This window comes from Streptococcus intermedius SK54 = ATCC 27335 (assembly GCF_000413475.1).
GTDB classification, from domain to species: domain Bacteria; phylum Bacillota; class Bacilli; order Lactobacillales; family Streptococcaceae; genus Streptococcus; species Streptococcus intermedius.
Genome location: NZ_ATFK01000001.1, coordinates 474,925 through 500,195, shown reverse-complemented (window position 1 = coordinate 500,195; position 25,271 = coordinate 474,925). Strand labels below are relative to the sequence as shown.

Below are 25,271 nucleotides of genomic sequence, written 5' to 3'. Positions count from 1 at the left end.
TCTCCTTAAAAATTAAGCATTGATTGCATTGATGACAACCTTAGTATATGGTTGACGGTGACCTTGTTTACGATGGCTACCTTTTTTAGGTTTGTACTTGTAAGTAACAACCTTCTTTTGCTTTCCTTGTTTTTCAACAGTTCCAACAACAGTAGCTCCAGAAACAAGTGGGGTTCCGACAACAGTGTTCTCACCACCAACAAGAACAACTTCGTCAAATGTTACATCTTGACCAGCTTCAACGTCCAATTTTTCAACGTAAACTGCTTGACCAACTTCAACTTTAACTTGTTTGCCGCCAGTTTTAATGATTGCATATGTGCTCATTATGCACCTCCTATGAATTTTACGGGTTTCCCCTAATTTTGTGAAGACTCGCCTAGCATCGTGGGACGAACCACTTATGACGATGTTCGAGCGGTTGCACAGGCTGTGCATAGTCAACTCTATAAGTATAGCATTTCTGATAGCCCTTGGCAAGTATTTTTTATCAAAGCACACTATACGAATTTTTAAGAAACATTATAACTTTGAGCAAATAAAGGCAATTCCCAGATTCTACAGACTAGGTAAGTAAAAAATTAAAGATCAAACAAATCATCTTTGAAGAACTCATTTATTGGTTTCCAGTATTCTCTATCACTAGTATCCTCTTTCCAGGAAGTATTGTTAAAAAGTAATCCGCTCACATCCCCCGTAGCGCTATTTATTATTGGGCGTACAAAAGCAAATCGGGCACCATGTGGATTTGTTTTGAGATTCTCCCTCCATTCCCTGATAGCTTTAAATTTTGCTTCTGAGTACTGGTCGATATTTTGATTTTTTCCACCTTTGGTTTCAACAATGTAAGTCCTGCCATCTATCCCAAGGAAAATGTAATCAGGAAAGAACCCTTCTTTTTTCTGTCCATAAGCAACAGAAAAATACTTATCTCCTCGGTCCTTGCTACGATACCACCACTTGACCTGATCATTACTTTCAAGCCATTCTTCAAAAGCTTTTTCCGGTTTTGAAGTTGTCACCCAATTATTTTTACCATACCCTTTGTAAACATTTTTGGAGAAGACTTCTCCTGATTCTTTTTTTAAAGCCTGATACATCTCATATTTAGGTAATTCAAAAGCTACAAGATCGAGTTCATCATGACTAATGCCGTATTCTAAGGATAATTGCTTGTCAAATAAACCTCTGGCATCTGCACGTTTTGCAAGATCACGAAGAAGCCTGTAATTATTAATCACAAAAGCCATAAAATCCGAACGTTTTAGACTTAAAAATCGTTTGTTAGTTTCTTCACTGCGATTGGAAAATAGCTCCGACAGAATATCATCTACATCTTTAGGTGTGTCACGATAGAGAGATTTTTGTATAGCTTGCTCAGCGTTCAGCAAATCTAAACGATTTTCCCGAAGATTGACGGGCATGCTTATCTCATACGTTTGGTGCCGTTCTGTCACAATATCTCGTTCCAATTTATCTGATGTCGCCAATCGTTGGTAAATCATTCTGCCAAATCGGAAGCCATAATTTTCTAGTTTTTCTTGATTTTGTTTACCATTTTGTTCAATAAGGCTATATTCTTTTTTGAACTGGCTTCTAAGCGCTTGTATGATTTCGCTATTGGTCAGACCTGCATAACTATTGGGTTTCACTGACTTCAGTTGAAAATCTGGTACTCCTTCTTTTAGCTCATAGGTTGCAATATAAGTGCCTTCGCCTTTTTTCAAGACATCGGCAATGTATTTTTGGTCATTCGAGTAGATAAAAGCATTATCCAGCAAAGGATTGTCATAATGCTTTTGCTGGGGCATACGGCGGATACGACCAATGGTTTGCAAGGTGAAGTTTGGCTCCGTATTCAGGCGCAGTTTAACTAAAATTTTCGCTCGAGGTGCATCCCAACCAGTGGAGACTGCCTGTTTCATCAACAGATAATTAACAGGACTGTCTAATTTTTCAATATCAGCGACATTGATTTTCTCGTTTGCCAGCCAAGTTGCCACTTGACTATCGTCTTGGCCAATTTCACGGAGGTAGTCTCTGACTTGCTTGATAAGACTTCTGCGCTCTTCCTTATTTGCTTTTTTCTCATCCGGAAATTGGATAAGCACTAAGGGATTGATTGTCAGACCTAATTTTTCATACTCAGCCTTGATTTGACGGCGCTTATCATCTGAAAAATCCAAAAAATACTGAACCATATTATCCACGACATCCCCATCAACACCGTCTGGGTTAAGCTCAACATTACGGGCAATGAGACCCTGTGCAATCACATCTTCGTCATTGACTTGAACATTGTCATAATCTGGCGATGACGACTTAGGTGTCGCTGATGCTCGGATAATTTTATCTGCATCAAATTTATCGATGATCCGTTGCGCTTTTTCTGTCTGGTCGCGATGTTCTTCATCTATAATCACCACAAAGTGCAGGCCTTTATTTCTGGCATCTTTGATAATATCGTCAAGATTTTTGGTTTCACCCTCACGAAGAGCAATCGCCTTGTCATTTTTCACGCGCTCCCAGTTCAGGAAAGTTGCTGTATTAGCTTGAAAACCTCCCGTCAACGCATCATCTAGGGTAATGGATTTGACGAATTTTCCATAATCTTTCGATTTATTCCAGGACTGCTCCTCAAGCTCACCATTTCCAGGTGTTAGCCAAACAAAGACATAGTCATAAGGATTGGGATTATTTTCGATAATCCTATCCATGAGATTGATGAGCATAATCGTTTTTCCTGCTCCCGTCGGTGCATAAAAGACCGTTGTTTGTTTTGAAGAATAGAAAAATTTATCTAGCAGGGTTTGTACCGCCTGCTCTTGAAAAGGAAATAATTTCATTAGAGTCCTGCCTCCCTCATTTCTTTGGAAAAATAATATTCTGGAACATCAATCAGTTCAATGCCTTCATACCTTACTAGGTCTTCTTTATCCATCAGGGCGTGAGAATGCTGGCGAACATAGACTGTTTTGATTTCCGTTAAGTCCAGTTCTCTGATTGCTGACAAACTAAAGGCCACAGCCTTATCGCTTTCACTCAGGTCAATGGCATGCTCCAACTCTATCAGTGTCTTAACATTGTTGAGAAGGGAATATTCCAATTCCTCATCTTCTTTTTCAATGAATCGTGTCTTGAAATATTTAAGATTATGAGGAAGCTCTTCTTGGATGTTTGACAAACGTTTGTAGGTCACCTCTTCACAAATCTTGTTTTCATTATTGGTACAAAGGATGTACTTCCGATTGCCCCCATCTTCTTTATTAAGCTGAGCCACCGCATGACCAGTAGTACCTGATCCAGCGAAAAAGTCGAGGACTATTGAGTTTGAATACGTTGAAGCTTGTAAAAATATCTTGAGTAAGTTTACAGTTTTCGGATAAACAAAGCTTTTATAACCTAATATCTTTTCTAATTCGGAAGTTCCAGTTCTAGTACTATATTTCTTATCAATAAGAAGACTTCGTATTATTTTACTGTCTCCTCTCATTTTTTGAACTATTCTAAATTCTCCATTGACTTTATAACCAACTATCTCAACATTAATATTAGCTTCAGATTTAACTTTCCCCCATCTCCAAACAAATTGAGCATCTCCTTTCATCGATTTAGGAGGGTATATTTCAATACTTCCTTCAGATTTAACTAATGCAATTTTATAAAAACCATTCTCATCTTTAGTATTCGGTTGTACATAAAAAGGATAGTGCAAATTAGGTCGATTAGCAGGAGTAAAAGCAACATTGCTATTATAAAGAGGATGAATATTAAACTCTCCTATATTATCCTTATATTTAAATTTCTTTTCCTCGTCCTTTATTTTATTAAAGTGTACTTTACTAATTTTTTTTGAATACATCAAAGAGTACTCATGTTGTTTAGCCATTGCTCCATAATCCCTACCATTTGGAGTTGTATTTACAATAAACGTTCCAATAAAATTATCCTCCCCAAAAATCTCATCACACAATAACTTCAACTGTGCTTGTTCATTATCATCGATAGAAATGAAGATAACCCCCGTTTCACTCAATAATTCCTTTGCAAGTTCCAATCTTTTACTCATAAAGGACAGCCATTTGCTGTGAGAGTAACCGTCCGTCTTATCCACAATCTTATCATTGTAGATAAAGTCTTTATTCCCCGTATTATAAGGTGGATCGATATAAATCACATCAATCTTACCTACATGCGTTTTTTGAAGGAGGTGGAGGCTATGGAGATTATCACCTTCAAGCAGGAAATTATAGTCCTCGGACTTAGGATTACCCCGAATTTTTCTGGTCTCGTCTTCGACGAAAACAGGTATCTTTGTTTTCATCTCTTCCTCGACCAGTTCAGCATGTTCCTCCCAGACCAGACCATAGCGCTTGGAATCAATCAACTCTAGTAATTTCTCTAGTTTGGGAAGATCTTCATGGTTAGATTCTTTTCTTGCCTGCTCCATTAGTCGTCTAACGTAAGCAAGTGCCTCAGCTTTTTCATTTTGGTGAGGGCGTTCGTTAAATGTAGCAGGCATTAGAAAACACCTCCAATCTCAAGGATTGAAAGTGTTTTTGGGTATACTGAAAAAAGGTTACTAATTACCTCTGCTCTGCTCTGCTCTGCTCTGCTCTGCTCTGCTCTGCTCATAATAAAATCCTTTCTAAGTCTTGTCAATACCTTTTATTAATTTTATTTATTTTTTATACAACTATACACTTTATTTACGCATTATAATTATAAAATTCAATATAAATCTACAACAATCCTTCAATCATCTCATCCACTTCGTCTGTTTCTACTTCTGGTGTGATTTCAGTAATGATGATACCAGCAACGGCGCGTTCTACCAAACCTTCAACATCTAGGCGAGCCTCGTACTGCTCGGCATTTTTGATTTTCGGATTGGTTTTAGGCCTGTCTGGCGCAAAGATGGTACAACAATCCTCAAAAGGCTGGATAGAGACTTCAAAAGTATCAATTTTTTCAGCAATATCAATAATTTCTAACTTATCCATAGTTACAACTGGACGAATAATCGGAGTGTTTGTCACAGCATTGATTGCTTGCATACTCTCTAGCGTTTGGCTGGCAACTTGACCAAGACTTTCTCCGTTGATGATAACAAGCCCACCGCGTTCTTCACGAATGCGATCCGTGATCCGCATCATAAAACGACGAGTTAAGGTCATAAGATAAGCTTCTGGTGCTTTCGCTTTGATTTCTTCTTGAATTTCCGTAAATGGTACTTCAATAAATTGAATATTTCCACCAAATTTAGTTAATTTACGTGTCAAATCCTGCGCTTTTTTGAGAGCACCTGGACTTGTATAAGGCGGGCTCGCAAAGTGAACCGCTTCAATATCCACTCCACGTTTGAGTGCTAGATAGCCCGCAACCGGTGAATCAATCCCGCCCGACAACATCAGCATACCTTTTCCAGATGTCCCGACAGGAAGCCCGCCTGCTCCACGGATTGTTTCATAAGACAAATAAGCTGCTTCCTCACGTATTTCCACTTGTAGAGTAATATCTGGCGCTTTCATCTTGACTTGAACATGTGGGATGGCATCAAACACGGCATTTCCAAGAGTTTGATTTAGCTCACGACTATCCAATTCAAAATTGTGGTCGCTACGTTTACTGGCAATCTTAAACGTCATTCCCTCTTTATAAATTTCTTTCATAATTGTCTGTACCGCTTCAACCAAAGCAGGAACTGACTTCTCAACTTTATAAGACGGAGAAAAATTTTGAATCCCAAAAATTTGTTTGAGGGATTCTGCGACTGGTTGATAAGCCATTCCATGAAGATAGACATGTGCGCGATCTCGATCTGCTTTCACATGAATCTCTGGATAAATAGACAGGACTGCTTGCATATTGCGTTTCAATTTGTTAATGAAGCGCATTCGATTTTTTCCTTTAGTTGAAAGCTCGCCATAGCGAACCATAATTTCTGAATATTCCATTGTTTACCTTACTTTTCTAGTTTTTTCATAAATGATTTTGAACGTTGTTAGAAATTGCTCCATCTGACTCATATCATTCTCTGCATCCAGACTGATACGAATAGCCGTCTGAGCTAGGGATTTTTCAACACCCATGGCTATCAAAGTTCCAGCTGGTTTGCCCGCTTTAGAGGAACAAGCACTCGTAGTAGAGATATAAATGTCATACTCTTCAAAAGCATGGACCACTACTTCTCCTCGTACCCCCTTGATACCAATAGTTAGAATATGCGGCGCAAAATTTTCTGTTCCTGAAAAAATTGTTACATCAGGGTATTTAGCTAGCTCTTCTAAAATAATCTCTTTCATCTTGGAGGTTCGTGTGGTGAACGTTTCCAAATTTTCCATAGACAAGCGCAAGGCTTTTGCAGTTGCTGCAATACCCGCCAAATTTTCAGTCGTAGAACGCTTATCTGATTCTTGACCACCACCATTCAACAGCGGACAAATTTTCTTGCCAGATTTGATATAGACAAATCCAACACCACGTAAACCATGAAATTTATGACTAGAAAACGTCGCAAAGTCCACGCGATCAGTTAAATAATTTTCCGTTGGAATCTTGGCTATGGCTTGAACCGCATCCACATGAAAAGAAACTGTTGGCCTGTCTGCTAAAAGCTTTGAAATAGCTTTAATCGGCTGAATAGAACCAATTTCATTATTGATAGCCATCACAGAAACTAAGGTCGTATCCGGTCTGATTAGTTTTGCTAATTTTTCAACCTCTACAAAACCTTTGTTATCAACAGGTGCAAAGTCTACTTCAAAGCCTTGCTTTTTCAGCCAGAGTGCAGATTCTTTCACTGCTGGATGCTCAATATCAGATACAATGACATGCTTGCCATAGCGTGCTTTTTCAAAAGCCACACCCTTGATAACCCAATTATCTCCTTCTGTCCCTCCAGACGTAAAAAAAATCTCCTGAGAAGATTTACCTAAAAGACCTGCAATCTGCTTGCGTGATGCATCTAACAAGCGCGTCGCTTGACTACCCAAACTATGGAGGCTGGAAGGGTTCCCCCAGATTTTTGAAGCAACTTCCGTATAAGTAGCCAAAGCCTCTGGGTAAAGCTTTGTAGTTGCCGAATTATCTAAATAAATCATCTTAAACCTCTATATTTCAATACCCTTATTGTAACACGAAAAAGAAATAGGAACAACAGAGAAAGTCGTAAATAAAAGCTCTCTAAGCGGAAAACTTAGAGAGATAACAATTATATTATTTTCTTAGTAGTCATAAAATTCATGTAAAAGAACAGATAATTCCTGTTGTTGTTCAATGAGGCTTTGTCCGATTGTCGTTGATTTTATCAAGGTTCGCTCGCGAACGTGCTCAATTACTCTCTTCAAGGAAGATAAATCTAAAGCTTCCTCAATCATTTTTTGGACATTTTGAAAAGGTTGATGTGTCACAATCTGGAAACCATAAGAATTATTAAGCAAGGAATAGCCAGCAGTTCCTGTTTTCTTTTGATAGGCTTCGCACAAACCACCATCAATAACGAACAGCATTCCTTCACCTCGAATCGGTGATTCTCCCTTCAGCGTTTTCACAGGTGTATGCCCATTTACAATCCTAGAATCTTCAGAAAAGAGACCGAATTCTTCTAAAATCAACTTGCAAATCTTAGCAGAATTTCGATAAGAAAAATAAGGATTTTCCTTTTCAATATGCGTTTCCTTATCCTCGATAAAGTAACGCTCCAAGGTGGTCATCTTGTCCTTGCCAAACAAAGGAGATAATTTGCCGTTCCAACAATACCAGATAAGGTCGGTTGAAAAGTCATCTTGGATGTCTGGATTTTTAGAACTTTCTCGGATGTGGTATTCAAAAAAGTCGAGTAATTCTTTACCAGTATAGCGAATTTCATTGATCTGCAAAGGTTCAAAGTCTCCGGATTCTCCCAAAGGAATGCAACCATGAAAGAGAAGATGATTATTATAAATCTTATACATAGAACCCTTTTTCATCAAAAAAGAAATGTGACCCTTGAGTTGAAGAGAATGTTGGAAAGAATCCAGCAAAGTAGCAACCACTTCTTCTTCCTCATCCGTTAATTCCTCTGGCTTTTGAGGATTAATCGTTTGAAAACAAGTATTAGCTAAGAAATGCTTCTTTCCTCCAACTAAAATACTCTCTTCCCAATAATCAATCTTATCAAGCGTCACATTTTGAGCCATATCAAACTCTGGTCGCCTTTGAATAAGCTGGCTTTCCAATTTAAACTGGATGATCGCTAATGCTTGGTGGACTTTTTCCAACTGGAGAATTTCTTTCGGAGCATAACTATCGCTTCTTTTGCCTAAGTTAGGTTTAAACTTTGCATTTTCAGAATAAGTCTTTTCTGCAAAGAGAACGAGCGGTCTTAGATTAAGACCATAAGCTCGTTCAATATCGTAAAGATACCCATATCTAGCAGCTATTCGCAAAAGAGTAAGCAAACATTCTTTAGATCCAAAAAAAGCTCCCATCCAGATGATGTCGTGGTTTCCCCATTGGATATCAACAGAATGATAAGCCATGAGTTCATTCATCACTTTATCCGCTGCCGCTCCACGGTCAAAAATATCACCAACTATATGAAGATGATCAATAATCAACTGCCGAATTACCTTTGAGAGAGCCAAGATAAATGCATTTGCCTCACCCAAGTCTATCAAATAGTTCTGAATTGTTTCAAAATAAATATTGTTATCTGGCAGATTTCGATCCGTGTAAAGCAATTCCTCCATAATGTAAGTATATTGTGGTGGCAAAGCTTTCCTTACTTTAGAGCGCGTGTACTTGGCTGCTACAAACGCGAGCAAAGTAAATAAATTTTGAATGATTCTTCCATACCAGTTTTTATCTTTCAACGGATAAAGGGAGTCATCATTCAAAACTTCCTGAGGATATGCAATCAGCAAGGTCAGCTTATCTTTTTCCGCTTTTCCTAACTCTTCTCCAAAGCAGTCGTTGATTTTTTCGTTCAAATTTCCTGCACAGGTTCTTAGGATATAATCAAAAGCTTCAAACTCACCATGAATATCGCTAAGGTAAAGTTCTGTTCCTTTGGGTAAATTCAAAATAGCTTCCAGATTGATTAACTCTGTGATGACTTTTTGCTTGGAATCAAACTCTTTTAATAATATTCGTTTGTATTGCTCCATTCATTCACCTCGTTTACATACACCACATCAACTCTTTAATCCTTCGTTGAAGCCAGAGACTTCAAATGTTCTTCAATAATACACGCTGTCTCTTCAATGGATTTATCAGTAATATTGATAATGTAGCTCTGATATTTTTGGAAAACCTTCTTAGAGTAGTCCAATTCTTCATAAATTTTTTCTACATCTGTATAGCTTGTAGCTTGTGTCAAACCAAGAGCATCCAAACGATTGCTTCTTATTTTGGATAATTTATCTGGATCGCAAACTAGTCCAATCATCCTTCTTTTATCTACCTTATCTAAAATTTGTGGCAGCGGAACTTCAGGAATCAAAGGAAGATTTGATACTTTGTAACCTTTATTCGCCAAATAAATACTAAGCGGTGTCTTAGACGTTCGAGAAACCCCTAGAATCACAAGGTCTGACTCCAAAAATCCTTGTGGATTCTTACCATCATCATATTTAACAGCAAATTCAATAGCAGATATTTTATTGAAATACTCCTTATCCAAACGGTGGAGAACTCCAGGAACCTCAATCGGTTGAGTGCCTGTTTTTTCCTTGATAACCTCAAAGAATGGATTCATCAAATCTAGGTAAGACAACTGATTGACTCTGCTAAATTCCCTCGCAGTGGCTGCTAAATGACTATCTACCAAGGTACTGATTACAATTGCATCATCTTTGATAGCATCCTGCAAAATATCTAACAATTCAGATTCCTTATTAATAAATGGGAATCGATAACTATTATTGAAAACCAAATCCGGGTATTGAGCCATGACGGCTGATACTAACTTTTGGGACGTTCCTCCCAAAGAATCAGAAATAGTGTAAATAGTAATCTCTTTTTTCATGAAAACTCCTTTTTATCGGTTTACTTCTGCATTTCTTGCTTCTTGAATAATAAAGTTCAATAAAGTCGACTTGGTAATTGTTCCAATTATGTGTCCTTCATTTCGGTCATCCACAACAGGTAGTGAATCAATGGCGAAATCCTGTAAAAGTGCTGCAGCTTCAAGAATATTCAAATCCTTATGACAGGTTTTAATATGTGGCATTCTCGTCATACAAACGGCTACTGGTGTCACGCTTATATTAGCATTTAGTGCAGCTCTTAATAAATCTTTTCGCGATAAAATACCTAGTAATTTCTTTTCTTCATCTATCACATAAAGAACATCCGCATCATACATAAATAATGTAATGATGGCATCTTGAATAAACGAATCGTGTGAAACCAATACAGGAGAGGTCATTACATCCTCTATTTTCTTCTGAAACGTATCAAAGAAAAAGAGCGTTTCCAAATCGGAACCAGAATACGTATAGCCAACTTTCGGGGTTGCTTTTAAAATTCCTACTAAAGTTAAAAAAGATAAATCAGACCGCAAAGTTGCCCTAGATACATCTAACAGCTCTGATATTTTTTCTCCGCTAACTGGTTGATTCTTTTTTACAATTTCTACAATCTCTTTTTGTCGCTGCGATAATTTCAATTGTTACTCCTTTTCAAAACTCTAAGCTTTAATAATCAACATTATGTGTCATATTATAACAAATAAATCCAAAATGTCAATGTTTTTTATCTATTGTTTTCTATTGACAAATATATATGCTGTATATTACAATATATTTGTTGTTTATTATGACGCATATTTAACAAATTGGAGGCAAAAATGGATAAATGGATTTATTCCTTTAACGAAGGACGCGCTGGCGACAAAGCATTGCTTGGTGGTAAAGGGGCTAATTTGGCAGAAATGACTCATTTAGGACTCCCTGTGCCAGAAGGCTTTACCATTACAACTCAAAGTTGTCTACGCTATTTAGAAACTCCTTCCTTTTTTGAATCTATTTTAAAAAAGGAAATTTTGAAAGCGATTACTACTTTGGAATCCCAAACTAATAAATTTTTTATGGGAAATGAATCTTCACTTCTACTGGTCTCTGTTCGTAGCGGTGCAAAAATTTCTATGCCTGGTATGATGGATACGATTCTCAATCTTGGTCTAAATGACTTGCGTGTTCAGACTTTAGCAGACACAACAAATGCCAATTTCGCTTACAATTGTTATAGACGTTTATTGCAGATGTTTGCAGATGTCGTCTATGGTATTCCAAAAGAAGAATTTGACCGCTGCTTAGCAAAGACCGAAAAACAATTGAATAAAACAGTCAACAACTTCTCAAAAGAAGAGCATCAAACACTGATTCAACAATATAAAGAAGTCTATCAAGAACACTATCAAAATTTTCCACAAAATCCTAAAGAACAGCTCTATGCTGCTATTAAAGCTGTGTTTAAATCATGGAATAATCCACGTGCTAAAGTTTACCGTGAACTAAACCACATTCCACACGATTTAGGTACTGCAGTCAACGTGCAGAGTATGGTTTTTGGAAACAGCGACCAGAACAGTGGAACGGGTGTCGTTTTCACAAGAAATCCTGCCACTGGTGAGCATCACTTATTTGGTGAATTTCTGATTAATGCTCAAGGAGAAGATGTCGTTGCTGGTATTCGTACCCCAGAACCCATTGATGCTCTTAAGCGAATACTACCACAAGCCTATGATAACTTTTGTAATTATGCCAAGGTTCTTGAACAACATTACAAAGATATGCAAGATATTGAATTTACCATTGAAAAAGAGAAACTGTACATCCTGCAGACTCGAAATGGGAAGCGTACTGCTAAAGCAAGCTTAAAAATCGCTTTGGATTTAGTCGATGAAAAAATGATTTCAAAAGAAGAAGCTCTCCTACGAGTCAGTCCTTCTGCTATTAACCAACTAATCCACCCTGTTTTTGAAGAATCTGCTTTGAAATCAGCTCATTGTTTGACTCAAGGACTTCCTGCTAGTCCTGGCGCAGCAACAGGAGAAATTGTCTTTACCGCCGAGCGGGCTAAAGAACTTCATACACTAGGGAAAAAGGTTATTTTGGTTCGCCAAGAAACTTCTCCCGAGGATATTGAAGGAATGGTGGTCAGTCAAGCAATTGTGACTAGTCACGGCGGAATGACTTCTCATGCTGCCGTTGTAGCTCGTGGTATGGGGACTTGTTGTGTCGTAGGATGTGGTGAATTATCTATCAATGAATACGATAAAACAATTGTATGCGCCAATACAATCCTAAAAGAAGGGGATATCATTTCTGTAGATGGTACTTCCGGAAAACTCTACACGGACAGTATTTCAACTACTATGATTGACAACAATGACGAATTACAGTTGTTTCTTTCCTGGGCAGACGAAATTGCTCAACTGAGCGTTCGAGCAAATGCAGAAACGATTCAAGATTTAAAAACAGCTATACAATTTGGTGCCAAAGGAATTGGTCTTGCTCGCACAGAGCACATGTTCTTTGGTGAAAAACGAATTTTAGAAATGCGCAGATTGATTTTATCAAACGACGAAGCAGAAACAAACTCCGCTTTAAAGAAACTCTTGGCTTTCCAAGAAGAGGATTTCTATCAAATGTTTCAAACAATCCAGAATAAAGCTATGATTGTCCGTTTGTTAGATCCTCCTATGCATGAATTTCTACCAAAGAATAAATCGGAAATTGAGCAATTAGCTGAAAAACTACAAATTTCTGCTGAGACATTAACACAGAAAATTTCCTCTCTGCAAGAAACAAATCCAATGTTAGGACATCGTGGCTGTCGTTTGGGAATTACACAACCTGAAATTTATAAAATGCAAGTAGAGGCTATTTTCAATAGTGCCATTCGGTTAGTAAAAGAAGGCATGGTTATTAAACCAGAAATCATGATTCCTTTAATCGCAGAAAAGTCAGAGTTGCTTTTAATTAAAGCCTTTCTTTGCCAACATATTGATAGTATTTTCAAGAAACATCATATGCAGCCATTTCCTTATGAAATTGGTACAATGATTGAATTACCACGTGCTTGTTTCATAGCGGATCAGCTAGCCAAGGAAGCAGACTTCTTTAGCTTTGGTACCAATGACTTGACGCAAATGACCTATGGTTTTTCTCGTGATGATATTGGAAAATTTATCCAGCACTACAAAGACAAAGAAATTATGTCATTTGATCCATTCCAAACTATTGACCAGACTGGAGTTGGAGAACTCCTGAAAATAGCCATTTCGAAAGCCCATCAAGTGAATCCAAATCTCCCAATTGGAGTTTGTGGTGAAGTTGGAGGAGATCCTGCTTCTATTCCATTCTTCCAAAATATTGGCATTACTTATGTTTCTTGTTCGCCTTATCGTGTACCTGCCGCACGATTAGCCGTTGCACAAGCAACTATTTCCTAGTCCTTCTTTATAATTACATCAGCTCTTTTCATCTGACAACAAGGACAGATAAAGATTGAGCTGATTTTTTATCCTTCTAGTAGAAAATTACATTTGCTTTCAAACGCTTTACACACAATTTTCAACCTTTCAAATTTTTTTAAGACAATTTTAAATAAAGAGGGTATAATGAAAATGAGAAAGGAGATTATCAATTTACCATGGAAAATTATTCTCGAAAAAATAAAATTTCGCCTACTAAAGAAGAAAAAACACCTACCCGCCACCATATCAAAAAGGGACTCTCTGCTTTTCAGAAGACCCTTGCTACAATTGGGAGTATTCTTGGAATTATCACTGCTACAATCACAATCATGACTTTCATGAATAATAATAAATCTGGTAATAAACCAAAGAGTAGTCAGACGACACAAACAACCATTATCAAAGAAATTCAAAAGGAGACAACAGTCGAAAAATCGAAGGCTAATGACACGAATACGACTAGTCAAGGTCAAACAGAAACAAGTAGTGCTAGTTCTGACACTAAACAGTCCAGCAATACATCAAGTAATACTAGTTCTAGCCAAACTAGTACAAGTAATAATAGTAATGGCAAGGATACAACAACATCATCAAGTTCTAGCAATTAAAAAAAAACGGAAGCGTAACAACAACCATCAGACCAATGTCGAGAAGTTGTTCAAGCTTCCGTTTTTTCTTAGATTAGGCCCTCCAAAAGCCCTTTCATAAAGTTTTCAGAGTTAAATGCTCCAATATCGTCAATTTTTTCTCCGAATCCAATCAGTTTAACTGGAATATCAAGTTCTTGGCGAATCGCAAGAACGACACCACCACGTGCAGTTCCATCAATTTTTGTCAAAACAATCCCCGTTACTGGCGTAATTTTTGAAAATTCCTTCGCCTGAATGAGGGCATTTTGTCCCGTCGAAGCGTCCAGAGCTAAGAAAGTTTCATGTGGTGCAGCGGGATCTGCCCGTTTAATAATTCGTCCAATTTTTTCCAACTCTGCCATGAGATTATCTTTGTTTTGCAAACGTCCAGCTGTATCAATCATGAGAATATCTACATTTTCAGCCTTTGCTTGCTCCATGCCATCATAAACAACGCTGGCTGGATCACTCTTTTCTGGACCTGTCACAACAGGAACATCTACTCGACGCCCCCATTCTACCAGTTGAGCAACAGCTCCAGCTCGGAAAGTATCTGCTGCAACCAACATGACTTTCTTACCAGCTTGTTTATATTTATAAGCCAATTTCCCAATGGAAGTGGTCTTTCCAACTCCATTCACACCCACAAATAGCATAACTGTCAGACCGTCTTGTAAATTGATTTTTTCGTTAAATTGACCGTCTTTCTCATAAATGTCTACTAACTTTTCAATGATGACTCGACGAAGAATGTCTGGCTTTTTAGCATTTTCAAGGCGAGCTTCTTGGCGTAATTCCTCAGTCAGATTGGAAGCAACTTGCACTCCGACGTCACTAGTAATCAAGAGTTCTTCTAACTTTTCAAAAAATTCCTCATCTACAGAACGGAAAGCTGCAAAGAAAGCATTAAGGCGGGCTCCAAATCCTGTCCGTGTCTTTTTGAGACTGCGGTCATACTTCTCCTGAACAGTTTCTTCCTGAATCGATGCTCCCCCTTCAATTGGTTCACTCCCAACTTTCTCCACCGTAGTAGATGCTTTTGAACTGGATACTACGGCCATTTGTCCCAGTTTTTCTTGTTCTGTTTGTAGGCGCCTAGCATCCGATGGATGTTCCTGTAAAACTGTAACAGCACCTGCTTGCTGGGTTGGAGTCTGAGAAACAGCTTTTTCCTTGTTTACGGGTTGTGAATCTGCCATTTCACTTTGCAATGCATTGCTTTCTGGAACTTGTGAATCACTTTCATCTGACTCTATCCTTGCTTCTGTCTCGGATGTTTCCGAATCTATTTCTCCTACTTTTTCTTGAATGGTTTCAAGACGCGTTTTATCCTCAGCAAGCCGTTCTTTTAGTTCTGTCTGGAGCTTTTGTTCATCTAGATTCTCAGATTGGACATTCCCTACAGAAGTTTTTTCTGTTTCTAGGTTCTTTCTTTGGTTATCCTTCGATACGACTTCTACAGGTTCTTCAGGAACATTTTCAGCTGGTTTTTCTTCTTTTTGGCGACCAAAAAGGCGATTAAATAACCCCATCAGATTCCTCCTTTATTTCAGTACATACTTTTCTATAGCCCAAGCTACAGCATCTTCATCATTTGTCATTGGTGTCACCACATTGGCAACCTCTTTGACTGCTGCTACTGCATTTTGCATTGCTACACCAAGGCCTGCCCATTTTATCATAGATAAATCGTTAGCTTCATCTCCACAAGTCATAACTTGGCTTTGTTCAATACCTAAGTGGGCAATCAATTTTTCTAAGCCGTTTGCCTTATGAACATTCTTCGGTGACCATTCTAATAACATATCACGTGACTTAAAAATCTCATATTTATCAAATAAGTCATCTGAGAGCTGAGCAATTCCGCGATCAAGTGAATCTGGTGCATATGCTGTTACACATTTATTATAAATTTGTTGGCTAGATAAATCTGCAAAGGAAACCGATTCAAATGTTAAAGCAGGATTGCAAGTTTGATAAAGCGATTTATGATCCGATTGAATTTGGTAAACAGTTCCGTCACAGATTGCATCCAATGGCAAGCCCAACTTTTCTGTTGTCTCAAAAATACGTGCCACATCATCATAGGCAAAGACTGTTTTATCAAGAATTTCACCTGTGTTACGTTGAACCAAACCACCATTAAAAGTAATAGTATATTCATCCGCTTGATTCGCAAGACCGAGTTCATTTAAAAAAAATTCCATTGCTTTAAGAGGCCGCCCCGTCGTCAAAACAATCTTAGTTCCTTGTTCTTGAGCCAGCTTGAGGGTTGCTAAATTTCGATCAGAAATTTTTTTGTCAGAATTTAGCAATGTTCCATCTAAGTCTAGAGCAATCAATTTTATATCTGCCATTATAACCCCTCCATATAAGTCATCACTGAATGTGCTGCATGGTGGCCAATAACTTCTTTGGCTACTTCCAAAATCTCTGGACGAGCATTTTCAGGAGCAATGGGATAACCTGCTACTTGCATCATATGCAGATCATTCAAATTATCTCCAAAAGCCATGACTTGATCCATTTCAAGATTGAGCTTCCTTGCCAATTCGACAATAGCTACTCCTTTATCCACATAGTCTAAGACAATATCAATAGACTTATAACCCGTCGTCATAGCTTTAACACCAGGAACATGTTCATTGACCCAAGCCTCACCAGCAGATAGAGTTTCTTCAGAAAAATTAGTTGTAAATTTGAAAATTTCATCTGTAATATCCTCTAAACAAGCAACTTTTTGAATATTTTCATTATAATGAGCACTAAAAGCTAAATAAGTTGGATCAACTGTTTCTAGAACATAACAACCTTTTTTTCCTGTTAAAAGCAATTCATTAGTGTTGACATAAGGAGATGTTTTTAATTTTTCAAAAGCTGATAAGTAAAAGTCCTTGGACATAGTTGCCTCATAAAGAGCTTCTCCACGGAATTCTACTAAACTGCCATTCTCTGCAATGAAGATAATCTCATCTCGCACATCATCAAATAGCTTTTCTAATGACAGCAAACCACGTCCACTAGCCACTGCAAAATAGATACCTTTTTCTTTAAAACGAAGCAATAAGTTCTTGAGTCGAACCATATCAAACTGACCTTTGTCATCTAAAAAAGTGCCATCCATATCTGTTGCAACTAATTTTATATTCATTTTACATACTTTCTAAATCTTTTAATTTAACGGAGACAATCTTTGACACACCAGATTCTTGCATCGTCACTCCATAAATGGAATCTGATGCAGACATCGTGCCTTTACGATGTGTCACTACGATAAACTGACTGTCTTTGTCAAAACGATTGAGATAGTCTCCAAAACGTTTGACATTAGCTTCATCAAGGGCAGCTTCCACTTCATCCAAAATGACAAATGGAATCGTCTTAACGCGAATAATGGAGAAGAGTAAAGCCAGAGCTGACAGAGCTTTCTCACCACCACTCATCAGATTGAGTGATTGGATTTTCTTGCCAGGTGGTTGAACAGAAATTTCAACCCCTGCAGTCAAAAGGTCACCTTCGGTCAGAATCAAATCTGCTGAACCACCGCCAAACATCTGTTTGAAAGTCACTTTAAAGCTTTCGCGAATCGCTTCAAAAGTTGATTTGAAGCGTTCTTTTACTTCATCGTTCATTTCTTCAATTGTATCCAAAAGCAGATTTTTCGCAGAGAGTACATCATCTCTCTGGGTATTGAGGAAATGGAGACGTTGACTAACTTCTTCAAACTGATCCACAGCCTCAAGATTGACTGGTCCCAACGCTCGAATGGCTTTCTCTAAATCCTTAACTTTGCCTTCAGAAATTGCCAGATTTTCTAGCGAATGTGCTTGTTTACTAGCTTCATCAAAGGACATCTGATAATCATCTGTCAAATTTGTCAAAAGACGACGAAGAACATCTGCAATCTTATCTTTTTCAGCTTCTGTTTTGGCTTGTTTGCGAATCAAATCCTCATTTTTTCGGCGAGCTTGTTCTAGATGATTCGTCAGATCTTCCGTCTGACCTTCCAAATCATCCAATTCAAACTGCCGACGAATGGTTGTTTGGTTCAAATCAGTTTTTTCTTGTTCTGCCTTTGCTAACTGCTCTTCTAAAACAGAAACATCTACTTTCGAAACGTTTTCTTCCTTTTGTTCCATCAAGAATTGCAAAGTTGAAATCTCTTTATCCAATTCAGCTTGTTCATTAGATAAACGGGTGAGATCTGCCTGAACATAACGCTGATGACCTGTCACTTCCGTACGAGTCAAACGAAGCTCAGATAAGCGTGATGTTAACTTATCTAAACGTGCTTGAATAGCATTTTTATCTGACTTAATTTGCTCGATTTCTGTTTCAGTTTCAGCTTTTTCCTGCTCAATCTCTACAAGGCGCCTGATTAGTGTTTCTTTTTGTTCTGCCATGTCAGGAAGCACCTCGCGAGATAGCTCGCGTTCTTGCAAAGTCAGAAGCTCAGATAAATCTTCAACTTGTTTGTGCGTTTGCTCATAAGCTAATTGAGCCTTTTGTTCGGCTAACCGTGCTTCCTCGCCATCTGTTTTTATTTCTTCTAAAAGATTCGTGGATTGAATTGACAGCGTGTGCAAATCTTCCACTCTCTTCTCTTGTTCTGCTAAAATCACATTCTTCTCAGAAAGTTCTTTTTGCAGAGCATCAAGCTCTGGTTTGATGAAAATCGTACTGTTATTCCGATGAGTACCGCCTGCATAAGACCCGCCTGTCCGCAATTCTGTTCCATCCAGTGTGACAATTCGTACTTGATACCGAACCTTGTGAGCAGCTACTCGCGCATTTTCTACTGTATCAAAAATAGCGGTTGTTCCCAGTAAATTTTGGAAAATATTCTCTAAACTCTTATCATAATGCACCAAAGACGAAGCCAAACCAAGAAAACCCGTGCTTTTTTCAATACTTGCTCGATGATAATCTGCTAGGTACCGTGCTTTAATCGTTGTCAACGGTAAAAAAGTCGCCCGTCCTGTTCGATTGCGTTTCAAGAATTCAATTGCCTGTGTCGCAGACTGCTCATCTTCAACGATAATATGCTGGCTACTTCCGCCAAGTGCAATTTCTAGTGCGGTTTGATAATGCGGATCAAAATTCAACTTCTCACTAACAGCACCAATAATACCACCTAATCGGTCTGCTTCTTGCAGAACACTCTTTACTCCGGCATAGAAATGACTATGATTTTTCAGAATAGCTTCTAAACTACCAATGCGTGCCTTTTTATTCTTTACATCATCCATCATATCAAACATTGCTGCTTGACTTTGCTGATAATCTTCTTTCACACTTTGAACTCGCTTAAGCTGCTCCTGATAATCTACTAACAACTGCTGAACCAACTGTCGAGCTGTTTCCAAATCTTCTAGTTGACTCTGCTCGTTTGCTTGTATATTTTTTAAATTCTCTTGTAACTTGGCAAATTCTGCTTGCTTACTTTCAGATAATTGTAATTCATTGGCTAAACGGCTTTCCAAAGCAGTTAGATCATTTGACAAATCTGCTTCTTCTTGCATCAATTGAACAAATTTACCGCGTAATTTTTCAATCATCTGGTCGGGATTATCCGAAAAAGTCTCAATTTCAGCTTCCAATTTATGAATAGCCTGTTGATTTTGTTCTAACTCTTTCGAAAAACCAATCAGTTGCTCATTTTTTTCCTGCCATTCTTTTTGAGCCACAGCTCGTTTTTCTTCTAGTCCCTGTAGGCGTTCTTCATTTTCTTTCCGACTGCTGGCAGCTTGGCTAGACTCCAATTTTGAAACTTCAATTTGACGTTTTAAATCACTAATTAAACGTGTTAATTCCAATAGACTTGCTTGATCATCTGCCATTTGTTTTTGCAAAACATGTCGTTTTTCTTTTAGAAGAACATTTTCTTGCTCCAACTGATCCCGTTTATTGTAATAATCAGATAAATCTTGTTGAATGCCTGCTAATTGTTCATTCGTCGTATTTAATTGTGTTTTATTTTCTGTAATTTGTGCAATCAACACATCTAGGTAGAGGGAACGACGCTCCTCATCTAATTTCAAAAACTGCTTAGCTGTTGTAGCTTGTTTTTCAAGAGGTTTCACTTGACTATCTAGCTCATAAATGATGTCTTCTAAACGATCTAAATTATCCTGCGTTTGAGCTAATTTACTTTCAGTTTCCTTGCGCCGTGTCTTGTATTTTAACACACCTGCAGCTTCTTCAAAAATGGCACGGCGCTCCTCTGGCTTACTATTAAAAATCTCTTCCACTTTACCTTGAGAAATAATAGAAAAACTATCTCGTCCCAGTCCAGTATCCATAAATAAGTCATGGACGTCTCGTAAGCGCACTTTTTTGCCATCAATTTTATACTCGCTGTCTCCGCTGCGATAAATATGACGTTCTACACGAATTTCATCTGCCGCTTGTTGGATGAAACGATCTTTATTGTCCAAGACAACAACAACAGAAGCATAATTTAATGGCTTTCTACTTTCTGTACCAGCAAAAATGACATCCGGCATTTTACCACTGCGGAGGCTTTTTACACTGGATTCTCCTAACGCCCAGCGCAAACTTTCTGTAATATTCGATTTTCCTGATCCGTTTGGACCAACAACAGCAGTCACTCCTCGGTCAAAAACAATCTTAGTTTTGTCTGCAAAAGATTTGAAACCTTGAATTTCAATTTCTTTTAAATACATGAATGATTTTCCTTTTCATATGCATTTTTTGCGGCTTCCTGCTCCGCTAGTTTCTTAGAACGACCTTTCCCGTCACCAACCACTCTGCCGTCTACTGAGACAGATACAGCAAATTCTTTGGCATGTGCCGGACCAGTCTCTGAAACGACCTGATAGAGAATCTCGACATCACCATTTACTTGGAGCAATTCTTGTAGCTTTGTCTTGTAATCAATCACTTGCTCAAAGTCCCCAGCCTCCACCTTTGGAATCATAATCTGATAAAGGAAAGTCCGAACAGCTTCCACATCTTTATCTAACAAAAGTGCTCCTAAAAAGGCCTCAAATAAATCGCCGAGAATGGTATCACGATTTCGACCACCTGATTTTTCTTCGCCACGACCCAATTTGATAAATTGATCAAACTGACAATCTCGACTAAAACCAGCCAAACTTTCTTCACGTACAATTGTCGATCGAAGTTTTGATAAGTCTCCTTCTGGTTTCTTCGGATATTTTTTATACAGATATTCTGAAATCAATAATTGTAGAACAGCGTCTCCTAAAAATTCCAAGCGCTCATTATGTGAAATGTTTAAGAGGCGGTGCTCGTTAGCATAGCTAGTATGCGTAAAAGCTGTTTCCAGCAATTGCTCATCTTGGAAGGCAATTCCGAATTGCTGATTTAAAACTTTATGTAAATCTCTCATTTTTTCTCCTTTCAAAAAGAAATTTTTTACTATTCAATGAAAATTACCAACTTAATGCTGTTCACTTTGTGAACTTTATCCACCACCCCCAGTTATCTAGGAGATAGTTGAATCTAAGAATAAAATCCACTGGTAAGGCCAAAAAACGGATAAATCTTTGGAGTTGCAAACAAAACTGATGAAGTCAATAATAAAGAGAACGGAAAATTTGACAAAAATTATTTTCTTTATCTTGTGGTTCACAGAATTGAGAGCTGACGAAGTTTAAAGAGATTCCCACAAGGTATAGGTGTAAACAAACACTCTATCATTATATCAAAAAAATCCTTGATACTCCAACGATACCAAGAATTTGATAGCAAAAGTTCACTAGAAACGAAATGAATTTTCATTCCTTATCTGGAATAACTTTGAATAAATAGTAAGTTATAAAAAGAGTGAGTCCCACCAAAGAAAGTTTGATCCAAATAATTGGTGCAAAGAAGATTGAAATTCCCATTAGAATATAAATGGAAACAAGAATTTTTCTTTTACGTTCACGAGTAATAGTACCTGTTTCGCGAAAGTCTGCTACATAGATTTGATACAACTTAGTGTGGTACAACCATTGTTCAAACCGCTTAGAACTGCGTGAAAAACAAGCAATAGCCAACAATAAAAAGGGAGTCGTTGGCAACAATGGTAAAACAACACCTAAAAGTGCTAATCCTAATGAAGTAAAACCAATCATCAAATAAAAAATTCGCATAACTTCTCCTAAATATTGGTTAAAGGTGTCGCCGTATCTGGTGACGTATCATACACATGAAAATCATGCTCCACTGCCAAGTCAGCTTGTGCCAATTGATTGACCATTGTAATATGAGCCAATTCTTTAGTATTATTTTCCTTGCTGAGATGTCCTAGATAGATTTTCTTTGTCCGAATCCCAAGAGTGCGAATCATAGTTTCAGCACCATCATCATTCGACAAATGCCCTTGATCAGACAAAATTCGCTGCTTTAAACTCCAAGGATAAGCACCACTGCGCAGGATTTCAATATCATGATTTGATTCAATCAAATAGCCATCTGCATTTTCAATGATTCCTGCCATCCGATCGCTGACATAACCAGTGTCCGTCAGCAAAACAAAACTTTTGTCATCTTTCATCAATCGATAGAATTGTGGTGCGACCGCATCATGACTGACCCCAAAGCTTTCAATATCAATATCACCAAATGTTTTCGTTTTTCCCATTTCAAAAATATGCTTCTGGCTGACATCAATCTTTCCAAGCGCTGTTTCCATGGCATTCCAAGTATCTTGATTAGCATAAATATCTAAATGATATTTCCGTGCTAAAACACCCACACCATGAATATGGTCTTTATGTTCATGCGTCACCAAAATAGCATCCAAATCCTCTGGCTTACGATCAATTTCGCTCAACAAACTAGTAATTTTCTTTCCGGATAAACCTGCATCAATCAACAACTTTCTCTTCGGGGTTTCTAAATAGAAACAATTACCAGTAGAACCTGACGCTAAAATACTGTACTTAAATCCTTTCTCGTTCATGCTATCCTTCTAATCCATCTTCTTCCCAATCATCATCTTTGACAGCTTCTTTGTCATAAGGCAGAACGATTGTAAATGTCGATCCTTTACCATATTCACTCTTCGCCCAGATAAAACCGTTATGCTGCTTGATAATTTCTTTAGCAATGGCCAAGCCCAGTCCCGATCCACCTTGTGCACGACTTCTCGCTTTGTCTACACGATAAAATCGATCAAAAATTTTTGGTAAATCTTTTTTGGGAATTCCTAAACCTTCATCTGATATAGATAAAATCATTTGGGTCTCAGTTGTTTTCATACTCACCGTAATCTTACCACCATCAGGAGAATATTTAATGGCATTATTGATAATATTATCAATAACTTGTGTCATTTTATCTGTATCAATTTCGACCCAAGTAGAATTAATTGGATAATCTCGGATAATTTCGTACTTTTTATCATCGTTCTGACTTCTAATCTTGTCAAAACGATTCAAAATAAATGTGATGAAAGCTGTAAAATTTGTCAGTTCAATATCCAAATGGCTAGTCGCATTATCAATCCGCGACAAACTCAGTAAGTCCGAAACCATTCGCATCATCCGATTGGTTTCATCTAACGAAACCTTGATGAAATCTGGCGCAACCGGCTCAGACAAAGCGCCTTCATCTAATGCTTCCAGATAAGACTTGACACTGGTCAAGGGAGTACGCAATTCATGACTGACATTAGAAACAAATAGTCTCCGCTCACGTTCCTCTTTTTCCTGCTCCGTTGTATCATGCAACACTGCAACCAACCCAGAAATAAAGCCTGACTCTCGACGAATCAAGGCAAAGCGAACACGCAGGCTTAAAAATTCTCCATTTTCATCCTGTGAATCAATGGTCAGCTCTGGAACTTTCGTAATCAAGTCCCGTAAATCATATTCATCTTCAATCCCCAACAGTTTTAAGATATTCATCTTTCGTGCATCAGATTCCTTGACTCCCAACTGCTTGGTCGCCATATCATTGATCATGATAATTTGCCCACGACGATTGGTCGCAAGGACACCGTCCGTCATGTAGGACAAGATACTTGATAACCTCTTAGTTTCTTGTTCTAAATTTTCATGCGTTAAGCGAATCACTTCAGATAAATCATTGATACTATTGGTAATGTCAGTGATTTCTGGACCACCTTGCATATCTAAAACTTCTGAATAATCTCCCGCAATTAAGTCTTTCACTTTTTGATTCAATTGGCGAATACGAACATTATCACGTCGATTTTCCAAGGACAGCAACGTAATGACCAAAATAAATCCTAAAATGAGTAGGACAAATACAAAATCTTTTGATACGACAAATTGTCTTATATTATCAATCATTGTTTCTCATATAATATCCAACACCACGCCGTGTTAAAATATACTCTGGGCGGCTAGGAATATCTTCAATTTTTTCCCTCAAACGGCGAATCGTTACATCAACAGTCCGCACATCTCCAAAATAATCATAACCCCATACTGTTTCTAGTAGGTGTTCACGCGTCATCACTTGACCAATATGTGTAGCTAGGTGGTGTAGTAATTCAAATTCACGGTGTGTTAAATCCAATTCTTCACCATGCTTTTTCACAACAAAAGCATCCGTCAAAATCTGCAAATCTCCAATCACAATTTCTGTTGGAGCAGCTTCTGCTTCTTGATTTTCAATTGTCAAATCTGTACGACGTAAAATAGCTTTGACACGCGCCTGTAACTCACGATTAGAAAACGGCTTTGTCATATAATCATCTGCGCCAATTTCGAGACCAATGACTTTATCAAATTCGCTATCTTTAGCAGACAGAACGATGATTGGTACATTGCTCGTTTTCCGAATCGTTCGCGCTACCTCTAAGCCATCTATTTCAGGCAACATCAAATCCAAAATCAAAATATCTGGACGTTCTGCTTCAAACAGCTCTAACGCTTCACGACCATCGAAGGCTGTCACTACCTCATAACCTTCTTTTACCATGTTAAATTTTATGATATCTGAGATTGGTTTTTCATCATCTACAACTAATATTTTTTTCATCTTATTCACCTTTTTCTATCTTTTTATTATACCAAAATTTCCTTAAAATTCACCAATTCAACTCATAAAACAGTATTTCTTTACTTTACAATTTTAGAACAAATATGTTAAATAGGTAACACTTCGTCTTTGTGAAGGTATTTCTTCCATGAGTATTAAAAAAGGGTTGAGACAACAGTCATCCCCCATTCATT

19 protein-coding genes and 1 other annotated feature are annotated in these 25,271 nt (G+C 37.9%); of the genes, 2 read left to right on the top strand and 17 right to left on the bottom strand.

All coding sequences use genetic code 11. The annotated features are described in order from the left end of the window. Nucleotides 1-12: 12 nt before the first annotated feature. From rplU to HMPREF1654_RS02290, 8 genes are all read right to left on the bottom strand, one after another. Nucleotides 13-327 carry a 50S ribosomal protein L21 gene (gene rplU, locus HMPREF1654_RS02325; RefSeq protein ID WP_003024987.1) on the bottom strand — a complete coding sequence of 105 codons (315 nt, stop codon included), beginning with the start codon at nt 325-327 and terminating at the stop codon, nt 13-15. Between the two features lie 34 nt (nt 328-361). Beyond that, nucleotides 362-433 (bottom strand) — a sequence feature (ribosomal protein L21 leader region). Nucleotides 434-581: 148 nt separating this feature from the next. Continuing rightward, nucleotides 582-2,846: a DEAD/DEAH box helicase gene (locus tag HMPREF1654_RS02320; protein ID WP_003075695.1), complete on the bottom strand. Its 2,265-nt coding sequence runs from the start codon at nt 2,844-2,846 to the stop codon at nt 582-584. Further along, complete coding sequence (locus HMPREF1654_RS02315; RefSeq protein ID WP_003075704.1) at nt 2,846-4,522, bottom strand: site-specific DNA-methyltransferase; 1,677 nt, start codon at nt 4,520-4,522, stop codon at nt 2,846-2,848. The genes HMPREF1654_RS02320 and HMPREF1654_RS02315 overlap by 1 nt, the downstream gene beginning before the upstream one ends. 220 nt (nt 4,523-4,742) lie before the next feature. Beyond that, nucleotides 4,743-5,957: a tRNA uracil 4-sulfurtransferase ThiI gene (gene thiI / locus HMPREF1654_RS02310; protein ID WP_003075689.1), complete on the bottom strand. Its 1,215-nt coding sequence runs from the start codon at nt 5,955-5,957 to the stop codon at nt 4,743-4,745. Between the two features lie 3 nt (nt 5,958-5,960). Beyond that, nucleotides 5,961-7,103 carry a cysteine desulfurase family protein gene (locus tag HMPREF1654_RS02305; protein WP_003075626.1) on the bottom strand — a complete coding sequence of 381 codons (1,143 nt, stop codon included), beginning with the start codon at nt 7,101-7,103 and terminating at the stop codon, nt 5,961-5,963. A 123-nt stretch (nt 7,104-7,226) separates the two neighbouring features. Next, entirely contained in the window at nt 7,227-9,149 is a 1,923-nt protein-coding gene (locus HMPREF1654_RS02300; protein ID WP_003075667.1) for a fructose-bisphosphatase class III, read from the bottom strand. 35 nt (nt 9,150-9,184) lie between these two features. Next, nucleotides 9,185-10,009 carry a pyruvate, water dikinase regulatory protein gene (locus HMPREF1654_RS02295; protein ID WP_003075647.1) on the bottom strand — a complete coding sequence of 275 codons (825 nt, stop codon included), beginning with the start codon at nt 10,007-10,009 and terminating at the stop codon, nt 9,185-9,187. Between the two features lie 12 nt (nt 10,010-10,021). Then, nucleotides 10,022-10,651 (bottom strand): CBS domain-containing protein, encoded by a 630-nt coding sequence (locus HMPREF1654_RS02290; RefSeq protein ID WP_003075620.1) that lies wholly within the window; start codon nt 10,649-10,651, stop codon nt 10,022-10,024. 180 nt (nt 10,652-10,831) lie between these two features. On the opposite strand from HMPREF1654_RS02290, the gene ppdK reads away from it, so the two are divergent. Both ppdK and HMPREF1654_RS02280 read left to right on the top strand, forming a co-directional pair. After that, nucleotides 10,832-13,441: a pyruvate, phosphate dikinase gene (ppdK, locus tag HMPREF1654_RS02285; protein WP_003075693.1), complete on the top strand. Its 2,610-nt coding sequence runs from the start codon at nt 10,832-10,834 to the stop codon at nt 13,439-13,441. A gap of 200 nt (nt 13,442-13,641) precedes the next feature. Continuing rightward, nucleotides 13,642-14,073 (top strand): DUF6556 family protein, encoded by a 432-nt coding sequence (locus tag HMPREF1654_RS02280; RefSeq protein ID WP_003075650.1) that lies wholly within the window; start codon nt 13,642-13,644, stop codon nt 14,071-14,073. Nucleotides 14,074-14,141: 68 nt separating this feature from the next. Here HMPREF1654_RS02280 and ftsY read toward each other — a convergent pair whose 3' ends face one another. The 9 genes from ftsY to yycF all read right to left on the bottom strand — a co-directional run bounded on the left by ftsY (nt 14,142) and on the right by yycF (nt 25,077). Further along, the gene (gene ftsY, locus HMPREF1654_RS02275; RefSeq protein WP_016670369.1) at nt 14,142-15,626 is read right to left on the bottom strand and encodes a signal recognition particle-docking protein FtsY; all 1,485 of its coding nucleotides are present in this window, start codon (nt 15,624-15,626) and stop codon (nt 14,142-14,144) included. Nucleotides 15,627-15,638: 12 nt separating this feature from the next. Further along, nucleotides 15,639-16,451, bottom strand: coding sequence for a Cof-type HAD-IIB family hydrolase (locus HMPREF1654_RS02270; protein WP_003075718.1), 813 nt, complete (start codon nt 16,449-16,451; stop codon nt 15,639-15,641). Next, on the bottom strand, nt 16,451-17,245 hold the full coding sequence (locus tag HMPREF1654_RS02265) for a Cof-type HAD-IIB family hydrolase (RefSeq protein WP_003075641.1): 795 nt from the start codon (nt 17,243-17,245) through the stop codon (nt 16,451-16,453). Before HMPREF1654_RS02265 ends, HMPREF1654_RS02270 begins: the two co-directional genes overlap by 1 nt. Before the next feature lies 1 nt (nt 17,246). Continuing rightward, nucleotides 17,247-20,780 carry a chromosome segregation protein SMC gene (gene smc, locus HMPREF1654_RS02260; protein ID WP_003075675.1) on the bottom strand — a complete coding sequence of 1,178 codons (3,534 nt, stop codon included), beginning with the start codon at nt 20,778-20,780 and terminating at the stop codon, nt 17,247-17,249. Continuing rightward, nucleotides 20,771-21,469 (bottom strand): ribonuclease III, encoded by a 699-nt coding sequence (gene rnc, locus HMPREF1654_RS02255; RefSeq protein WP_003072976.1) that lies wholly within the window; start codon nt 21,467-21,469, stop codon nt 20,771-20,773. Before rnc ends, smc begins: the two co-directional genes overlap by 10 nt. 388 nt (nt 21,470-21,857) lie before the next feature. Then, entirely contained in the window at nt 21,858-22,217 is a 360-nt protein-coding gene (locus HMPREF1654_RS02250) for a YbaN family protein (RefSeq protein ID WP_003072977.1), read from the bottom strand. An 8-nt stretch (nt 22,218-22,225) separates the two neighbouring features. After that, a complete protein-coding gene (locus tag HMPREF1654_RS02245; protein ID WP_003075634.1) occupies nt 22,226-23,029 on the bottom strand; it encodes an MBL fold metallo-hydrolase in 804 nt (267 codons plus the stop codon). Nucleotide 23,030: 1 nt separating this feature from the next. Next, nucleotides 23,031-24,383 carry a cell wall metabolism sensor histidine kinase VicK gene (gene vicK, locus HMPREF1654_RS02240; RefSeq protein ID WP_003072979.1) on the bottom strand — a complete coding sequence of 451 codons (1,353 nt, stop codon included), beginning with the start codon at nt 24,381-24,383 and terminating at the stop codon, nt 23,031-23,033. After that, nucleotides 24,376-25,077, bottom strand: coding sequence for a response regulator YycF (gene yycF / locus HMPREF1654_RS02235; RefSeq protein WP_003072980.1), 702 nt, complete (start codon nt 25,075-25,077; stop codon nt 24,376-24,378). The genes vicK and yycF overlap by 8 nt, the downstream gene beginning before the upstream one ends. Nucleotides 25,078-25,271 lie beyond the last annotated feature (194 nt).